A 17114-nucleotide genomic window follows, 5' to 3' on the forward strand; every position below is an offset into this window, starting at 1 on the left:
ACCGTTTCTCGGCGCAACGTTACGTGATAGCGCACAGTTCGTCAGGTCAATGGAGTCGGAGGAGGGTTGCGGTTGGTGTCGCCCCTGGCCTAGGGGTGCGGCTGTGATGGCATGCGCTCCTCTTTGTACGGACAAAGGCTTGACGAGTGTTCGTTCCGGGATGCAGGCTTGGGCGCAGACAGGCACCGGATCGCCCGCACACAACCCGCCCCCGATGATGTGGAAGGAAAGGCCATGACAGCCTCCGCCAGCACCCCACCGCTCGACGTCCTGACAATCGGACGCTGCGGTATCGACGTCTACCCGCTGCAGACAGGCGTCGGTCTGGAAGACGTCGAGTCCTTCGGAAAGTTCCTGGGAGGCAGCCCTACCAACGTGGCGGTCGCTGCTGCTCGCTACCGCCATCGCTCCGCGGTCATCACCGGAGTCGGTGACGACCCCTTCGGACGCTTCGTGCGCCGGGAGATGCGTCAGCTGGGCGTCTATGACGACTATGTCGTCACCAAGGCAGACTTCCTGACACCTTTGACCTTCTGCGAGATCTTCCCGCCTGACAACTTCCCTCTGTACTTCTACCGGGAGCCCTCTGCCCCGGACCTGGAGCTGACGCAGTCGGACATTCCAGCGGACGCGGTGCGAGAGGCGGAGATCTTCTGGATCTCAGCGACCGGACTGAGCAAGGAGCCCTCGCGCGCAGCTCACCACGCTGCCCTGGATGCCCGCGAGCGTAAGCGCCTGACCATCATGGATCTGGACTACCGTGCCAGTTTCTGGAACAGCGAGGAGGAGGCGCACGCCCGCGTCTTCGAGGCTCTGTCCAAGGTCAACGTGGCGATCGGCAACCGTGAGGAGTGCCGCATTGCCGTCGGTGAGACTGACCCGGAGCGTGCGGCCGACGCCCTGCTCGATGCTGGTGTCGAGATCGCGGTAGTCAAGCAGGGGATGTACGGCACCCTGGCCAAGACGCGCCAGGAGCGGATTGAGATGCCCGTGACTCCCGCTACGACCCTCAACGGGCTGGGTGCAGGGGACGCCTTCGGTGGCGCCATCTGCCACGGTCTGCTGTCCGGGTGGTCACTGGAGAAGACCATCTTTGCGGCCTCGACCGCTGGCGCGATCGTTGCCTCCCGGCTGGAGTGCTCGACGGCGATGCCCACCGAGCCTGAGCTGCTGGAAATGATGCGCACCTACCGTGACGAGTGTGCCCCGACCCTGACGGACCTGTGAGGAGGACGATGATGTCAAGGACACCGCTGACTGACCGGATTGTTGAGATTCGTACCCACTCCCCTGAGCGCGTCGCCGAGGTCATGGCGAGCCGACCGAGGGGAGCTATGCCCACCGGTGACGACAAGCTCCTCGTGATCGCCTGCGACCACCCGGCTCGCGGGGCGCTCGCGGCCGGGCCGGACCCGATGGCGATGGCCTCGCGAGAAGAGGTTCTGGCGCGCTGCGTCGAGGCCCTCTCCCGTCCTGGAGTGGGCGGTTTCCTCGGCACTGCCGATCTCATTGAGGACCTGGCGCTTCTGGGGGCTCTGGACGGGAAGCTGGTCTATGGCTCGATGAACCGGGGTGGTCTGGCCGGAGCGACCTTTGAGATGAATGACCGTATGACCGGCTACGACGCGCGCGGTGTGGTCGAGTCTGGTCTGGACGGCGGCAAGATGTTGCTCCGCGTCAACTACGAGGACCCACGCACGGTTGACACTCTGGCTAGCTGTGCCGATGCCGTGGACGAGCTGGCCGAGCACCACGTCATGGCGATGGTTGAGCCCTTCGTCTCGCGCTGGGTCAAGGGACGGATCGTCAATGACCTGAGCCCGCAGGCCGTGATCACGTCCATGGCCATCGCCTCAGGCCTGGGACGTACCAGCGCCTACACCTGGCTGAAACTGCCGGTAGTGGAGGACATGGAGCGCGTGCTGGAGGCCTCCACCCTGCCAGCGCTTATCCTGGGTGGCGCCGTGTCCACCGACGCCGACGCCGCACGCGAGAGCTGGCACCGGGCACTGGCCCTGCCCACAGTCAAGGGACTGGTTATCGGCCGTTCCCTTCTCTTCCCGCCCGACGACGACGTCGCCGGGGCCGTTGACAACACAATAGGACTCTTCTCATGACTCTTGATATGCACGTACGTGCGGGCGAAACGGCGCACGACAACCTCACGGTCGATATCTCCGCTGCGGACGCGGGCTGGGGATTCTCCGGCTTGCGCGTGGTTAACCTCGCAGCAGGCGAGTCTGCCACCCTGACGTCGGGCGACTGCGAGCTCCTCGTTCTGCCGCTGGAGGGCGGCGTGAGTGTTGAGGTCGACAGCGAGACATACCAGATCAACGGCCGCACCGGTGTTTTCGAGCAGATCACCGACTCGCTTTACATTCCGCGTCACAAGTCCTTCACGCTGGCCAGCGCCCAGGGTGGTCGCTTCGCCCTGCCGTCTTCGGTGGCAACCCGCGACCTGCCGGTGCGTTACCTTCCGCGTGAGAAGGCCACGACGGGCATCCGTGGCGCGGGCGACTGCTCGCGCCAGGTGACCAACTACGCCCTGAACAACGACGTGGAGACCTCTCACCTCCTGGTCACTGAGGTCATCACGCCTGGAGGCAACTGGTCCTCCTACCCGGCCCACAAGCACGAGGCCCACACGGCCGACGAGCGTGAGCTTGAGGAGATCTACTACTTCGAGATCGCCCCCTCGCCCGCTGGTGACCCGGGCTTCGGGCTGCACCGCACCTACGGCTCGACCCCGGACAAGCCGATCGACGTGTGCGTGGAGGTCCGTCACGGAGACGTCGCCCTCGTGCCCTACGGCTACCACGGCCCGTGCGTGGCTGCCCCGGGCTACGACATGTACTACCTCAATGTCATGGCGGGCCCGAGCGAGGACCTGGTGTGGCTGGCTCCCGACGACCCGACCCACCACTGGATCCGCGAGTCCTGGCAGGGGCAGGAGCCTGACCCTCGCCTGCCGATGGCCCGCTGAGCGTGCCGGACGCAGCATCTACCACCCTGACCACACCACGAGAGAGCAGATACATGAGCAACGAGGCCTACTCGGGCACCATCCGTCTGACGGTCGCCCAGGCGACGATCCGCTTCCTATCCAACCAGTACTCTGAGCGCGACGGCGTCGAGCACCGCCTCATCGAGGGCGCCTTCGGCATCTTCGGGCACGGCAACGTGGCCGGCATCGGCCAGGCGCTGCTACAGAACGAGATCGACCCCGTCCCGGGCGAGAACCCGATGCCCTACATCATGCCCCGCAATGAGCAGGGCGCTGTGCACGCGGCAGCTGCCTTCGCCAAGGTGCGCAACCGCCTGTCGACCTACATGGTCACGGCCTCCATCGGCCCGGGCTCGCTCAACATGGTCACCGGCGCCGCCCTGGCCACCACCAACCGCGTGCCGGTCCTCATCTTCCCCTCCGACCAGTTCGCCACCCGCGTGCCCGACCCGGTGCTCCAGCAGCTGGAGGACCCCACCACGCTGGACCTGACCGTCAACGACGCCTTCCGCCCGGTCTCCCGCTTCTTTGACCGCATCAACCGCCCCGAGCAGCTCATTCCCTCGCTGCTGGCCGCCATGCGTGTGCTGACCGACCCCGCTGAGACCGGCGCCGTCGTCATCGCCATGCCGCAGGACGTCCAGGCCGAGGCCTTCGACTGGCCGGTCGAGCTCTTCCGCAAGCGCGTGTGGCACGTGCGCCGTCCCCTCGCCGAGCCCGCTGCCCTGGCCCGTGCGGTGGCCAAGATCAAGGCCGCCAAGCGCCCGATGATCATCTCCGGCGGCGGCACGATCTACTCTGAGGCCTGCGAGGAGCTGCGTGCCCTCGCCACGGCGACCGGGATCCCGGTGGCTGACACCCAGGCCGGCAAGGGTGCCATCAACTTCGACCACCCCTGCGCCATCGGTGGCGTGGGCTCGACCGGAGGCGACTCCGGTAACCACATCGCCGACAAGGCTGACCTGGTCATCGGTATCGGTACGCGCTACTCCGACTTCACCACGGCCTCCAAGACGCAGTTCAAGGACCCGGGTGTGGAGTTCGTCAACATCAACGTCACTCCCTTCGATGCCGCCAAGCAGAGCGCCGAGATGGTGGTGGCCGACGCCCGCGAGGCCCTGGTCGCCCTGACCGAGGCTCTGAAGGGTTACCACGTCGACGAGGCCTACACCGCTGAGATCGCTCGTGAGCGCAAGTCGTGGCTGGCTCGCACCAGCGAGTGCTACCACCTGGGCCACGGCCCGCTGCCGGCCCAGACCGAGGTCTTTGGCGCGCTCAACGAGATGCTCGGCGACGAGGACATCGTCATCAACGCCGCCGGGTCCATGCCTGGCGACCTTCAGGCCCTGTGGCAGGCCCGCACCCCGGTGCAGTACCACGTGGAGTACGCCTTCTCCTGCATGGGCTACGAGATCCCGGCCGGCCTGGGCTGCAAGCTGGCTCGCCCCGAGTCCGAGGTCGTGGCGATCGTGGGCGACGGCACCTACCAGATGCTCCCCATGGAGCTGGCCACCGTGGTCCAGGAGAACGTCAAGGTCATCTACGTCCTGCTGCAGAACTACGGGTTCGCCTCCATCGGTGCCCTGTCGGAGTCGCGCGGCTCCCAGCGCTTCGGGACCAAGTATCGCCAGCGCGGCGAGGGCACGCACCTGGCTGACGAGCAGAGGGTCAGGGGCGTGGACATCGCCGCCAACGCCGAGTCCTGGGGACTGAAGGTCTACCGCGTGAGCACCATCGAGGACTTCAAGGAGGCCTACGCCCAGGCTCACGCCGGCGAGGAGGCCGCTATGATCCACATCGAGACCGACCTCTACGGTCCCAACCCGCCGGCCTCCTCCTGGTGGGACGTGGCGGTCTCCCAGGTCTCGCGCCTGGAGTCCACCCAGAAGGCGTACCAGGACTACCTGGAGGACAGGAAGCCTCAGCGTCACTACCTGTGAGCCTGCTGCCGGGGCTGAGGGCATGAGGGCCCTCGCCCCTGGCACCGGGGAGGCACGCCCCTGTCCACGGCAGGAGGGTGGGTCCCGGTCATGACGGCGGGGCCGCGGCTCGTCACCGCGGCCCCGCCGTCATGCTGCGGGTGCTGGGCAGGTGCCTGCGAGCCGGCTGTGCGCTGGAGGGGAAATCCAGACATATTGTGCTGACAAAATGTGCCCATACGGGGGTCAAAGGGGTTAGGGTGGCACCGCACATGCACGACAGGTGCTTCGACCCCGCACCACGGTGAGGAACCCAGCCCTGTCCCGTGACGACTCAGGAGTCAACGACGATGAAGACGATTGCCCACTGGATCGACGGACGGTATGACGAGGGAAGCCCTGTCGGCCGTTTTGACGTCGAGAACCCCGGGACCGGTGAGGTCGAGGCCCAGCTCCTCCAGGCCTCCTCCGACGACCTGGACCGCGTGGTCGAGGTAGCCCGCAAGGCGCAGAAGGAGTGGGCCAAGGTCTCCCTGGCCAAGCGCACGGCCATCATGTTCAAGATGCGCCAGCTGGTCCTGGACCACCAGGACGAGATGGCCCGCCTGATCGTGGCCGAGCACGGCAAGAACTACTCCGACGCCGTCGGTGAGATCCAGCGCGGTCGAGAGACCCTGGACTTCGCCACGGCGATCAACCTCGCCCTCAAGGGCGAGCACTCCTTCGACATCTCCACCGGCGTGGACATCCACACCCTGCGCCAGCCGGTGGGTGTGGTCGCGGGCATCTGCCCCTTCAACTTCCCGGCCATGGTGCCGATGTGGATGCACCCCATCGCCATCGCCACCGGTAACGCCTTCATCCTCAAGCCCGCCTCCACCACCCCCTCGGCCGCCCTGCTGACCGCCGAGCTGTACAAGGAGGCCGGTCTGCCCGACGGCGTGTTCAACGTCCTGTCCGGTAACCGCGACCTGGTCACCGACATCCTGGAGCACCCCGGCATCGACGCCATCTCCTTCGTGGGCTCGACCCCGGTGGCCCACATCGTGCAGAACACCGGTGTCACCCACGGCAAGCGCGTCCAGGCTCTGGGCGGGGCGAACAACCACGCCATCGTCATGCCCGACTCCGACCTGGACTTCGCGGCCCAGCACATCTCCGCCGCCGCCTTCGGTGCGGCCGGTGAGCGCTGCATGGCACTGCCGGTCGTCGTCGCCGTGGGCGGCTGCGGTCCGGACCTGGCGCAGCGTGTCAAGGCCCACGCCGAGAAGATCAAGGTCGGCTACGGCATGGACGAGGGCGTGGAGATGGGCCCGGTCATCGACGCCAAGGCCAAGAAGCGCATCATCGGCCTCATCGACGACGCGCAGGCCAAGGGTGCCGAGGTGGTCCTGGACGGGCGTGGCCTCGTCGTCGAGGGCCACGAGCACGGCCACTTCCTCGGCCCGACCATCGTGGACAACGTGCCGCTGGACTCTGAGCTGTACTCCGAGGAGGTCTTCGGGCCGGTGCTTGCCATCGTGCACGCCGACACCTACGAGGAGGCCATCACGCAGGTCAACTCCTCGCCCTTCGGCAACGGTGCGGCCATCTTCACCAACGACGGCGGAGTCGCCCGCCGCTTCGAGCTCGACGTGGAGGCCGGCATGGTCGGCATCAACGTCCCGATCCCGACGCCGGTGGCCTACTACTCCTTCGGCGGGTGGAAGGAGTCGCTGCTGGGCGACACCCACATCCACGGTCCCGAGGGCGTGCGCTTCTACACCCGGGCCAAGGCCGTCACGAGCCGCTGGCCCAGCGAGAAGACCTACGCCGCCACCATGTCCTTCCAGCGCGAGGAGTAGGAGCAGACTGCGCCGGTCGGTGACGAGCGCCGACTGGTAGCGCGCAACCGGGGTGGGACTACCTGACGCCAGGTGGTCCCACCCCGGTTGCGCGCTACCCGGAGCGGCCCGTCAGGACTCCTGAGGTGACTTGCGACTCCTCTGACAGCACGCCTGCTGGGAGAGTAATGCGGGCCACGCCAGGACGCGTTGTGCGTCTTCTGGCCCCTTGCGGACAAGGATGTGATCTCAACGATCAAGAAGGTCGTCTCGGTCGCTGCTTCTGTCCTTATTGCTGTGGGTGCGCTAGGGGTTTCCTCTGCTTATTTCACGAGCCAGCTTCCTGCTGGCGGGTGGTGCTGATGGGGCTCCGGTCGTGGTGCCCGAGGGTACTGGCCTTCGTGCTGCTCGCGGCGGGGTCGTCTGCCTGCGGTCCTGAGACGGCTGAGCGGGAGGTCGGTGCTGACGTCTCGTCCATGTCCCCTAGTGACATCTCCCCGGACGGAACGGTGTCGGTCTCGGGCTTGACGATCAAGGACTATGAGAAGGGGAGCCTGCCTTCCTATCCCTATGAGGGGGTTGACCCCAGGCTGTGGGGTTACGCCTATGACCTCCACGTGGCCTCGTGCATGGTGGACCGAGGTAGAGTGGCGCCACCGGTGCAGAGTTTGACTGGAACGCCCCAGAGGCGGAGACGCTTTCTGGTGGATGGGGCCGACCCCGAACGGTTGACGAGGCAAGGCAGTACGGATACCACGCTGCCCCCTCAGAGCTCCGTGACTTTGTGATGGCGGCCGAAGCCTTCCTCGCCTCTCAGGGGGAGGCCTACCACGAGAACTTTGAGGACTGTAGACGCCGTGTGATGGAAGACCCCGTATTTGAGCGGGCCGGCCAGGCTATGAAATACATGCCGCAGGCGTCTGGATTTGAGGAGAATCCTGCGCTCAAGGAGGCGATGGCCGCATGGCGTGAGTGCATGGCTCCGCTGGGGATTCCGGACCTGCCTGAGGACCGTCCGGGCCCTGCTCCGTCGGTGATGGAGCGTTTTGGCCTGGGCGGGGCTGATAACGCTCGGTATGCCGACCTGTCGACTCTGACGGAGGAGGAGGTCGAGATCGCGGTCCATGAGGCGCAGTGCACCGAGAACAGCGGCTATGACCGGCTGGCCTACGGCCTGACGTGGGAGGCCGATGACAGCTACCTTGCGGACCATGCCCCTGAGTTCGCGGCTGTTCTGGAAGAGATCCGCGAGCAGGAGCAGACGCTGAAGGACTACATCAACGCCCATCGCAGCGTGGTGGATTGAGAAGATGACGTTCCCTGGACCCTCTGATCCCATGGACACGCAGGAGGCTGACGCCCCTCGCCCGCAGCGACGCCGTCGGCTCGTCCTCCTGGCCGTCGTCGTCACCGTCGCAGTGGTCGCCGGGACCTGGTGGCTGGCGCGCAGCGTCCAGTCCCCGGCCCAGCGTGACGCGGCCGCGGCACCGCCCACCGTCCAGCCGGTCACGGTGGCGGTGGCCAGCGGCGACCTGCACGATGAGATCACCGCCGCTGCCACGGTCGTGCAGACCGAGACCCAGACAGTGACCCTGCCTCTGGCGGACGGACGGAGTGTCGTCAGCCGCCAGCTGGTCGCGCCGGGCCAGCAGCTGCGCGCCGGTCAGGTCCTTCTTCACGTCAACGGCCGTCCGCTCATCGCGCTGCCCGGGGCCTTTCCCACCTACCGGGACCTTGTCCAGGGCGACCAGGGCGACGACGTCGTCCAGCTTCAGCAGGCCCTGGCGAGCCTGGGTTACAACGTGCGGGCGGACGGCGACTTCGGAGCAGCCACCGCCAGCGCGCTGAGGAACCTATACACGGATCTTGGCTACTCCGTGCCCACGACCACCAGGCAAGCAGGAGGGACAGAAGGGGACGGGGCTGATGCCACGCAGCGGGGCATGTCCTCCTCGGGCCCCGGTGCCCAGGAGAGGAAGGACGCTCAGGCTGGGACGGCTACCCAGACGACGCTGCTCACGCTCCCCCAGGCCGAGGTCGTCTACGTCCCCAGTCTCGCCTCCTGCCCTGTCGTCACCGAGCTACCCGCCCAGGGCAGGTCCTTGACGCTGCCACCGCCGTCATGACCGTGGCTGGCGGCTCGGCCCGCGTGGAGGCCCAGATGCCCAAGGGGACGGCTGACACCCTCAGCGTCGGGACCAGGGCGCGCGCGGTGAGCGCAGCGGGAGAGCTCTCCCTGGCCCTGTCCCAGACGCGTCTGGTGGAGCAGGACACCGCCAAGGGGAGTGAGGCCGGTGCTCAGCAGGCGGCCCCCCAACGCCGGGGTGGGCGGCGCGATGGGCTCCTACCTAGGTGGCGCCCAGTCCGTCGCCGTCTTTACCCTGGAGGGCGGGGGAGAGCTGCCTGGGCCGGGGGAGGAGCTTGTGTTCACCATCGAGCGCACTCCCACGATCACCGGCGCCCTGCTTGTCCCCAAGCGTGCCGTGTCTACCGTCGCTGACGGGGCGCACACCGTCCTGGCCAGGCAGGAGGACGGCTCCTTCCTCACCGTCCCGGTGGCCCTCGAGGGGTGCGTGGGCGGGCAGTGCGCGATCACCGCCGACTCCCTCGCGGTGGGCGACCAGCTCCGGGTCGACCAGTCATGACCGAGCTCCGCCTGGAGGCGGTCAGCCGCACCTACCCCGGTGCTGTCCCCGTCAAGGCACTGCGTGAGGCGGAGCTGGTGATCCGGCAGGGTGACTTCGTGGCGATCGAGGGACCCTCCGGGGCGGGGAAGTCCACCCTGCTCAATGTCCTGGCCCTGCTGGACACCCCGACCGCAGGCCAGTACCTCATTGATGACGTGCCTGCCGCTGACCTGGACGACGGCGAGGCCGCGCGCATGCGTGCCCGGACCTTCGGCTTCGTCTTCCAGTCCTTCCACCTCATCCCCCACCGCAGCGCCGTGGAGAACGTCATGCTCGGGCTGGCCTACCAGGGCGCCACCGTCGACCACGCCCGGCGGCGGGCGCTGAGGGCGCTGGACTTCGTGGGCCTGTCCCACCCAGCCACATGCCGGTGGACCGTCTGTCCGGAGGCGAGCGCCAGCGCGTGGCGATCGCCAGGGCTATCAGCGGTGGCGCACCGGTGCTCCTGGCCGACGAGCCGACCGGCAACCTCGACTCCGCCTCCTCGCAGGCAGTGATGGACCTCCTCCAGGAGCTGAGCGGGGCCGGCACCACGGTCGTCGTCGTCACCCATGATCCGGCGGTGGCGGCGCGTGCGGACCGGCGCGTGCGGGTCGTTGACGGGCGGGTGAGTGAGGAGACCCGGCGCCTAGACCCCGGCTCCGCCCAGAGGCCGGGGCAGGTTGCCAGCCGTGAGGACGGTGACGGCCCCGCTGCTGCGGAGGCTGGCGCGCTCACTCGCCCCTCCACGGTGCGCTGGCGCATGATGCTGCATGACGTCGCGCGCACCCTGGACGCGGAGCCGGGGCGCACCCTCAGGCTCGTGTCGGTGGTGGCCGTGGCCGTCATGCTGTGCCTGACCATCATCGGCCTGGCCTACACGGCCCGCTACCAGGTCTCAGCCGCCTTTGACGCCCAGCGCAACCGCCGGGTCGCTGTCGGTGTCCAGGAGGACTCCCTGACCGGCGTCGGCCCGGCCCAGGTGGCGGCCGCTCCGGACCGGGAGGGGATGGCGCGTGTCGCCTCGGTCGCGGGTGTCGAGGAGGTCATGGCGCTCAGCGTCCATGAGGACCTGGAGGCGACGACGGATCCCAGCCTGCCGACCTCAAGCGTGAGGGCCTACGGGATCACCCCCGCCACCCCGGTCTCCCACCTCCTGGGTGTCCAGGAGCTGGCTCCCGGGGTCGACCTGTCCCGTGGGCTCGGCGAGGGACAGGTCCTCGTCGGCGCAGCCGCTGCCGCCTCCCTTGGGCTCGGCCCTGTACAGGCCTCACCGACGCTGTGGGTCGAGGGCCTCCCCTACGAGGTCGTCGGGATCATCTCGCAGGCGGGGCTGAGGGCGGAGATAATGAGCGCCGTCGTCATGAGCCAGGAGCAGCTCTCGGGGCTCTCACCCGCCCGTGAGGCGGGCGTGGAGATCTGGGTCCAGCCGGGGGCCGCCCAGGAGGTGGGCAAGGTCGCCGCCGTGGCCTGGCTGCCCGAGCTCGCTGAGCAGACCACGACGCTGGCGCCGCCGGACCCGCAGGCCATGCGTGCGGTCCTGGAGTCTGACGTGCGCAACATCCTGCTCACCCTCACTGCCGTCGCGGTGCTCGCGGGGCTGGCGACCCTGTCCAGCGCCATTAACACTGCTGTCCAGGCCCGCCACGGTGAGCTGGCGCTGCGCCGTGCCATCGGCGCCCGCCGGATCCACCTGCGCGTGCTCATCGCGGGGGAGTCCGTGCTCATCGGCCTGGTGGGCGGGTGCGTTGGCGTGGTCGGCTCGGTGCTGGTGATCCTTGGGGTGACCATCGCCCAGCGCTGGCAGCCGGTCATCGAGCCCCTCACCCTGCCCCTGGGGGTGCTGCTCGGCGTGGTCGCAGGTCTGTCGGCGGCGCTGCTGGCAGCCCGTCGGGCCAGCCGGATCGATCCTGCGGCGGCGCTGCGCTAGGTGAGGCCGGGGCCTGGTGGCGCAGCCTGCTCGTGCGTCGCGGCTGCGATCGGTCTTTCTCAATTTGTCTACACAAACGGGTGGCGTCTCGCCCAGCAGCGATGTATTCTCGATCGCGTCCGAAACGATTCGGACATTCTGGCCCTCCACCTCAAGGAGCGACAACGATGTCACCGTCAAAGGCTGTCAACACTCTCGACCCCACGTACTCCCAGCTCACCATCGGCGTGTGCCCCGACCAGTGGGGCGTCTGGTTCCCGGACGACCCCAAGCAGATGAGCCCCCGCCAGGCCTGGGAGGAGATGGCTGAGGCCGGCTTCGAGGTGATCGAGACCGGGCCCTTCGGCTACTTCCCGACCGACCCCAAGGAGCTGCAGAAGTGGTGCGACGAGTACGGCATGCGCGTGGTCGCCGGCACCGGCTGGGGAGTCCTTCACAAGGCTGAGGCCTGGGAGACCACCCTCACGACCTTCCGTGCCATCGCCGAGACCCACGCCGCCGTGGGCGCCGAGTACATGGTCCACCTCCCCCCGCTGTACCGCGACGACAAGACCTGGGAGTGGACCGACGACCGAGTCCTGAGCGACGACGCCTGGAGGCTCTACATCGAGCACGCCAACGCCCTGGGGCAGATGCTGCTCGACGAGTACGGCCTCAAGATGGTCCTCCACCCCCACGGTGACTCCCACATCGAGACGCCCGAGGAGATCGCCCGTGTCCTCGACGCCACTGACCCGTCCTACGTCAACCTGTGCCTGGACTCCGGGCACGTCGTCTACGGCGGCGGTGACCCGATCGAGCTGTGCAAGAAGTACCCCGAGCGCATCGCCTACGTCCACATCAAGGCCTTCGACGAGGACATCACCCGCCAGGCCCACGAGAAGGACTGGCCCTTCGGTGAGGCCGTGACCAAGGGTGCTTCGGTGTGCCCGCCCAAGGGTCTGCCCGAGATGCACGCCTTCGTTGACGCCCTGGCTGCCCTCGACAAGCCGCTCTACGCGATCTGTGAGCAGGACTGCTACCCCTGCGACCCGTCCTTCCCCAAGCAGAACGCGATCAACATGCGTCAGTACCTGGCTGAGTGCGGCCTGGGTCTGGCCTGACCTCGGCCTGAACCTCTCCACCCCCCTGACTCGCTGTGGGCACCGCCGCGCTCCGCACGACGGTGCCCACAGCACCCCCACCACACCATGACTCAAGGAAGAGATACTGACATGACTGTTCGCATTGGACTCGTCGGCGCCGGCGGCATGGGCCGTGCACACCTTGCCCGCATCCACAATGACCTCGCGGGCGCCAAGATCACTGCTGTGGCCGACATCGTCCTGGACGCAGCCCGCTCGGCGGCCGAGCCCTACGGTGCCAAGGCTTATGACAACTCCGAGGCGCTGATCAACGACCCCGAGGTCGACGCCGTCGTCATCGCCACCTTCGGCAAGGTTCACGCTCCCGACGTCATCAAGTGCATCGAGGCAGGCAAGTACGTCCTGTGCGAGAAGCCGCTGGCAACCACTGCTGAGGACTGCCTGGCCATCATGGAGGCTGAGCAGAAGGCTGGCAAGAAGCTCGTCACTGTGGGCTTCATGCGTCGATTCGACGCCGCCTACAACGAGATGAAGGCTGTCCTGGACAAGGGGGACAACGGTGAGGCGCTGCTGGTTCACAACCGTCACCGCAACCCTTCGGTTCCCGAGTCCTACACCTCGCGCATGGCGATCGACGACACCGCCATCCACGAGATCGACACCATGCGCTGGCTGCTGGGAGAGGAGATCACCGAGGTCCGCGTTGACCGCCCGAAGCTGACCACCCGCCGCTTCGACCACCTCATTGACCCGGTCGTCGTGGTGATGCGCACGGAGTCCGGCGTCCTCATTGACGATGAGGTGAACGTCAACCTCGAGTACGGATACTCCATAGAGTGTGAGCTCGTGCTGGAGAACGCGGCTGTGCGCCTGGGGGACCAGGAGAAGATCTTCATCCGTGACATCCACGGTGACCGCAACGCCATGTGCCAGTCCCACATCGACCGCTTCCAGGCTGCTTTCACCACCGAGTTCCAGTCCTGGATCAACGCGGTGGATGCTGGTGAGCACACCGGATCGACGTCCTGGGATGGCTACGCTGCCACCGCAGTCGTGGACGCAGCGGTGGAATCGCTTGAGAACGACGGCAAGGTTGTCAAGGTTGCGCTGGTGGAGCGCCCCGCCTTCTACGCGTGAGTTGTCCTGACACATTAAGTCTGGACATTTACCCCTTGTTAAGACATACTTGTCCTAGGCGACGAGGATGTCGACGTCAGAGAGGAGGACCCAATGGCTGACATTGCCTTGGATCCGAACATGTATTACATGACGATGTCTACTCCGGACACGCTGCGTAAGGCACGCGAGCTCGGCTTCGACTTCGTTGAGCTCTCCCCGAACCACGAGCTGCACCTGTGGCACCACTACCCCAAGGCCGACCGCGCCTTCCTCGATGAGATCCTCAAGGCGCAGAAGGACACCGGGGTCAGGGTCCGCACCCTCAACCCGGTGTTCAACTGGTCCTCGCCCGATGAGGCCGAGCGCCAGGCGCAGGTGCGCAACTGGCGCCGTCTACTGGAGATCGCTGACGCGCTTGACGTGCGCGACATTGTCTCGGAGTTCTCCGGCGACCGTAACCAGGCCAGCCGCTCTGAGCAGCAGTGGTACCGCTCGATGGAGGAGCTTGCTCCCGACTTTGAGCGTTACGGGATCCGCCTCAACATGGAGGCTCACCCCTATGACTTTGTTGAGCTCCATGATCGTGCTCTTGAACTGGTCCGCTCCATTGACAAGGACTGGATTGGCTATGAGTACTGCTGCCCGCACACCTTCCACCTGTCTGACGGTGCAGGTGACGTGGCGCGTATGATCCGCACGGCGGCGGAGGCTGGCAAGCTGCGTGAGGTTCACGTGGCCGACGGCTTCAACCACCGGGCGAACGACGGTAACCGCTACATCATCAACCCTCCGGGTGCTGACGTGACGGTTCACCAGCACAACGCCATCGGGCAGGGTGAGGTCCCCTGGGATCAGGTGTTCTCTACCCTGCGCGAGGTCGGATTCGACGGCGTGCTAAGCGTGTGCATCTTCGGATGGCACGAGTACGCCGACGACTACAACCGGGCTGCCCTGGCCCGGTTGAAGGAAGAACTCGGCTGATACCTGAGGGCGCCGGGAGGCGTGCGGCGTTATCGCGCCCTCTCGGCCGGTCTCCGAGTCCCTTCTTCCTCTCACTGGTTCCGTGGTGATGCGGGGCCACGCGACGCCGTCGGTCATACTGGCGGGTCATCCCTGACCTAGCGACGAGGCTAGGTCCTTCTCTCAAAGGAGAATCTGTGTCACACGCCCCTGTTACAGCGACTGACCTGTCGCGTGAGCGGCTGGAGGAGCTTGTCAAGACGACGCCTGCCTCCGGCAAGAAGCGCTCCCTTGGCCTGATCGCGCTGGTCGCGACCTTAGGCTCCCTGCTCTTCGGCTACGACACCGGTGTCATCTCTGGTGCTCTGCCGTACATGTACCTTCCTCACGCTGCCGGAGGCCTCGGCTTGACCACGGCCGAAGAGGGGTGGATTGGCGGCCTGCTATGCCTGGGCGCCGCGCTGGGTGCCTCGGTGGGCGGCAAGCTGAGCGACAAGTACGGTCGTCGTCACAACATCACGCTGCTGGCCATTATCTTCTTCTTCGGGGCCGTGGGCTGTGCCCTGAGCGTCAACATCTGGATGCTCTACGTCTTCCGGGTCATTCTTGGCTTCGCCGTCGGAGGCGCCTCGGCTACCGTCCCGGTCTTCCTCGGGGAGACCGCGCCCAAGCGCATCCGCGGCACCCTGGTGGCCCTGGACCAGATGATGATCGTCTTTGGTCAGTTCCTGGCCTTCTCCATGAACGCCGCCATCGCTCAGGTCAACGGCGGACCTCACGTCACGACGGCTGACGGGACCCTGGACTACACCACGAAGGTCGCCAACGACGTCGCCAACGGCCTGGCCGTCACCGGCGGAAACGGACACACCTGGCAGTGGATGCTCATCCTGGCCTCGCTGCCCGCCATCGCGCTGTGGGTCGGTATCCGCATGATGCCTGAGTCCTCACGATGGTACGTCGCCAACCTCCGGATCCCCGAGGCCATCGGCTCCCTCAAGCGCGTGCGTAACGAGGCCAAGGACGGCTCCATCGTCGACGAGATCGACGAGATGCTGGAGGTACGTCGCAAGGAGGCCAGTCAGGAGAAGTGGCGCCTGGGCCAGATCTGGAACACCAGGTGGACCCGTCACCTGCTGGTCATCGGTATCATCCTGGGCCTGGCTGACCAGGTCACCGGTATCAACACCGCCATGTACTACACGCCCAAGGTCCTGGCTGCCGCGGGCTTCCCGATGACGGACGCCATCTCCCTCAACGTGATCTCCGGTGGTATCTCCTTCATCGGCTCGGCCGTGGGGCTGTGGCTCGTCACCCGCTTCGCCCGCCGTCACGTGGGTATCTACCAGGAGGCCGGCATCGTGGTCTCCCTGGGCCTGCTGGCAGCCGTCTTCTACTTCCTCATCCAGCCCTACCAGAACGCGGACGGCGACATCTCCGGCGCCCCGGCCTTCGCCCCGATCCTCGTGCTCGTCATCGTCTGCCTGTTCGTCTTTGTCAAGCAGTCCGGTACGGTCACCTGGGTCCTGGTTGCCGAGATCTTCCCCTCGAAGATTCGTGGTACCGCGATGGGTCTGGCTGTCGGAGCACTGTGGATCGGCAACGCGCTTGTCTCCATCGTCTTCCCGATCATGATGAAGAACCTGGGCGGCGCAGGTACCTACCTGGTCTTCTGCCTGCTCAACGTCCTGTCTCTGCTCTTCTACATCAAGTTCGTTCCTGAGACGAAGTACCACTCTCTGGAGGAGCTCGAGGAGCGCTTCGAGAAGGAGTACAGCTGATCGACGGAACGTGTCCGGCGCTGACCTGAGGGTCGGCGCGGACCTCGCCTGAGACGGACACCTCGGCACCCCGACCGCACACGTGGTCGGGGCGCCGTCGTCTGTCGGGGCGATGATGAGCGTCTGGCGCGTCTGAGGGCGGGGCTGTTGGGGCCTGGGGGTGGTGCAAGGAGCCCGTCGTGCATGACACGGGCCCCGGTGGGGGAGAGGGCGGCGTACTTGTCCCCGGTGGCGGCGTGCCTGCGGGGCGGGGGGCGTGGCTGCCTGGTGACGGCGTACTTCTAGTCGGTGGGGGCGTGGCTGTGCGTTGACGGCGTATCTGACGACGTTCTCAGATACGCCCCCAACAACCCCACGCACGCCCCCAACAACCCCACGCACGCCCCCAACAACCCCACGCACGCCCCCAACAACCCCACGCACGCCCCAAGCAGCTGATGAGGGCTCCTTGGCGCGAGAGGGGCACTGGAGCCTGGGTGAGCCAGGAATGCATCACATGAGTCTCTGCGAGAGGAGTCGCCGGAGACGTCAGCCGCCCCTCTGCGCCGGCGTACCGTCGTGCCGGAGCCGGAAGGACCACGTGCTGACCGTCGCTCTCCTGGGTACAGGCTTGATCGGGCGTCCGCTCCGAGAACCTTGCCCCCCAGACATCGCGTTCTTCACCGGCCTCGCCGCCGCCTTGGGCGACGGTTATGGGCTGGTCGGTCCCCACCTGCCCTCATCCGGGAGCCCAGGTGCATGGCTCCTGCGCCGTCGCACAGACGCATGAGGATCAGGACGCCGGAGGTGACGCGGTGTCCTAGCCGAGCAGCAGTGAGGTGAGCGTG

General features: G+C 66.7%; 14 protein-coding genes. All 14 read left to right on the forward strand.

The window, feature by feature from the left end; all coding sequences use genetic code 11:
* Positions 1-234 precede the first annotated feature (234 nt).
* The 14 genes from iolC to HMPREF0058_RS04350 all read left to right on the forward strand — a co-directional run bounded on the left by iolC (position 235) and on the right by HMPREF0058_RS04350 (position 16287).
* Positions 235-1227, forward strand: a complete 993-nt coding sequence (gene iolC / locus HMPREF0058_RS04285; protein ID WP_006548462.1) for a 5-dehydro-2-deoxygluconokinase — start codon at positions 235-237, stop codon at positions 1225-1227.
* 11 nt (positions 1228-1238) lie between these two features.
* The gene (locus HMPREF0058_RS04290) at positions 1239-2117 is read left to right on the forward strand and encodes a Cgl0159 family (beta/alpha)8-fold protein (protein ID WP_024035795.1); all 879 of its coding nucleotides are present in this window, start codon (positions 1239-1241) and stop codon (positions 2115-2117) included.
* Positions 2114-2983, forward strand: a complete 870-nt coding sequence (gene iolB / locus HMPREF0058_RS04295) for a 5-deoxy-glucuronate isomerase (RefSeq protein WP_006548464.1) — start codon at positions 2114-2116, stop codon at positions 2981-2983. The genes HMPREF0058_RS04290 and iolB overlap by 4 nt, the downstream gene beginning before the upstream one ends.
* Before the next feature lie 53 nt (positions 2984-3036).
* Positions 3037-4944 (forward strand): 3D-(3,5/4)-trihydroxycyclohexane-1,2-dione acylhydrolase (decyclizing), encoded by a 1908-nt coding sequence (gene iolD / locus HMPREF0058_RS04300; RefSeq protein WP_006548465.1) that lies wholly within the window; start codon positions 3037-3039, stop codon positions 4942-4944.
* 329 nt (positions 4945-5273) lie between these two features.
* On the forward strand, positions 5274-6767 hold the full coding sequence (locus HMPREF0058_RS04305; RefSeq protein ID WP_006548466.1) for a CoA-acylating methylmalonate-semialdehyde dehydrogenase: 1494 nt from the start codon (positions 5274-5276) through the stop codon (positions 6765-6767).
* A gap of 766 nt (positions 6768-7533) precedes the next feature.
* The gene (locus HMPREF0058_RS04315; protein ID WP_006548469.1) at positions 7534-8052 is read left to right on the forward strand and encodes a hypothetical protein; all 519 of its coding nucleotides are present in this window, start codon (positions 7534-7536) and stop codon (positions 8050-8052) included.
* A 4-nt stretch (positions 8053-8056) separates the two neighbouring features.
* Complete coding sequence (locus HMPREF0058_RS04320) at positions 8057-8872, forward strand: peptidoglycan-binding domain-containing protein (RefSeq protein WP_081449149.1); 816 nt, start codon at positions 8057-8059, stop codon at positions 8870-8872.
* 168 nt (positions 8873-9040) lie between these two features.
* Entirely contained in the window at positions 9041-9391 is a 351-nt protein-coding gene (locus HMPREF0058_RS04325; RefSeq protein ID WP_024034980.1) for a hypothetical protein, read from the forward strand.
* A complete protein-coding gene (locus tag HMPREF0058_RS04330; RefSeq protein WP_006548472.1) occupies positions 9388-9930 on the forward strand; it encodes an ABC transporter ATP-binding protein in 543 nt (180 codons plus the stop codon). Before HMPREF0058_RS04325 ends, HMPREF0058_RS04330 begins: the two co-directional genes overlap by 4 nt.
* Positions 9837-11342 (forward strand): FtsX-like permease family protein, encoded by a 1506-nt coding sequence (locus tag HMPREF0058_RS12005; RefSeq protein WP_248597005.1) that lies wholly within the window; start codon positions 9837-9839, stop codon positions 11340-11342. The genes HMPREF0058_RS04330 and HMPREF0058_RS12005 overlap by 94 nt, the downstream gene beginning before the upstream one ends.
* A 167-nt stretch (positions 11343-11509) precedes the next feature.
* Positions 11510-12445 (forward strand): sugar phosphate isomerase/epimerase family protein, encoded by a 936-nt coding sequence (locus HMPREF0058_RS04335; protein ID WP_006548474.1) that lies wholly within the window; start codon positions 11510-11512, stop codon positions 12443-12445.
* Between the two features lie 111 nt (positions 12446-12556).
* Positions 12557-13564 carry a Gfo/Idh/MocA family protein gene (locus HMPREF0058_RS04340; protein WP_006548475.1) on the forward strand — a complete coding sequence of 336 codons (1008 nt, stop codon included), beginning with the start codon at positions 12557-12559 and terminating at the stop codon, positions 13562-13564.
* Between the two features lie 93 nt (positions 13565-13657).
* Positions 13658-14527 carry a sugar phosphate isomerase/epimerase family protein gene (locus HMPREF0058_RS04345; protein ID WP_006548476.1) on the forward strand — a complete coding sequence of 290 codons (870 nt, stop codon included), beginning with the start codon at positions 13658-13660 and terminating at the stop codon, positions 14525-14527.
* Positions 14528-14703: 176 nt separating this feature from the next.
* Positions 14704-16287 (forward strand): MFS transporter, encoded by a 1584-nt coding sequence (locus tag HMPREF0058_RS04350; RefSeq protein WP_006548477.1) that lies wholly within the window; start codon positions 14704-14706, stop codon positions 16285-16287.
* Positions 16288-17114: the final 827 nt, after the last annotated feature.

It is taken from the genome of Actinomyces urogenitalis DSM 15434, from assembly GCF_000159035.1.
GTDB lineage: Bacteria > Actinomycetota > Actinomycetes > Actinomycetales > Actinomycetaceae > Actinomyces > Actinomyces urogenitalis.

Coding starts and splice junctions, on each gene's coding strand:
- iolC (WP_006548462.1), top strand. CDS start 235: ATGACAGCCTCCGCCAGCACCCCACCGCTCGACGTCCTGACAATCGGA.
- HMPREF0058_RS04290 (WP_024035795.1), top strand. CDS start 1,239: ATGTCAAGGACACCGCTGACTGACCGGATTGTTGAGATTCGTACCCAC.
- iolB (WP_006548464.1), top strand. CDS start 2,114: ATGACTCTTGATATGCACGTACGTGCGGGCGAAACGGCGCACGACAAC.
- iolD (WP_006548465.1), top strand. CDS start 3,037: ATGAGCAACGAGGCCTACTCGGGCACCATCCGTCTGACGGTCGCCCAG.
- HMPREF0058_RS04305 (WP_006548466.1), top strand. CDS start 5,274: ATGAAGACGATTGCCCACTGGATCGACGGACGGTATGACGAGGGAAGC.
- HMPREF0058_RS04315 (WP_006548469.1), top strand. CDS start 7,534: ATGGCGGCCGAAGCCTTCCTCGCCTCTCAGGGGGAGGCCTACCACGAG.
- HMPREF0058_RS04320 (WP_081449149.1), top strand. CDS start 8,057: ATGACGTTCCCTGGACCCTCTGATCCCATGGACACGCAGGAGGCTGAC.
- HMPREF0058_RS04330 (WP_006548472.1), top strand. CDS start 9,388: ATGACCGAGCTCCGCCTGGAGGCGGTCAGCCGCACCTACCCCGGTGCT.
- HMPREF0058_RS04335 (WP_006548474.1), top strand. CDS start 11,510: ATGTCACCGTCAAAGGCTGTCAACACTCTCGACCCCACGTACTCCCAG.
- HMPREF0058_RS04340 (WP_006548475.1), top strand. CDS start 12,557: ATGACTGTTCGCATTGGACTCGTCGGCGCCGGCGGCATGGGCCGTGCA.
- HMPREF0058_RS04345 (WP_006548476.1), top strand. CDS start 13,658: ATGGCTGACATTGCCTTGGATCCGAACATGTATTACATGACGATGTCT.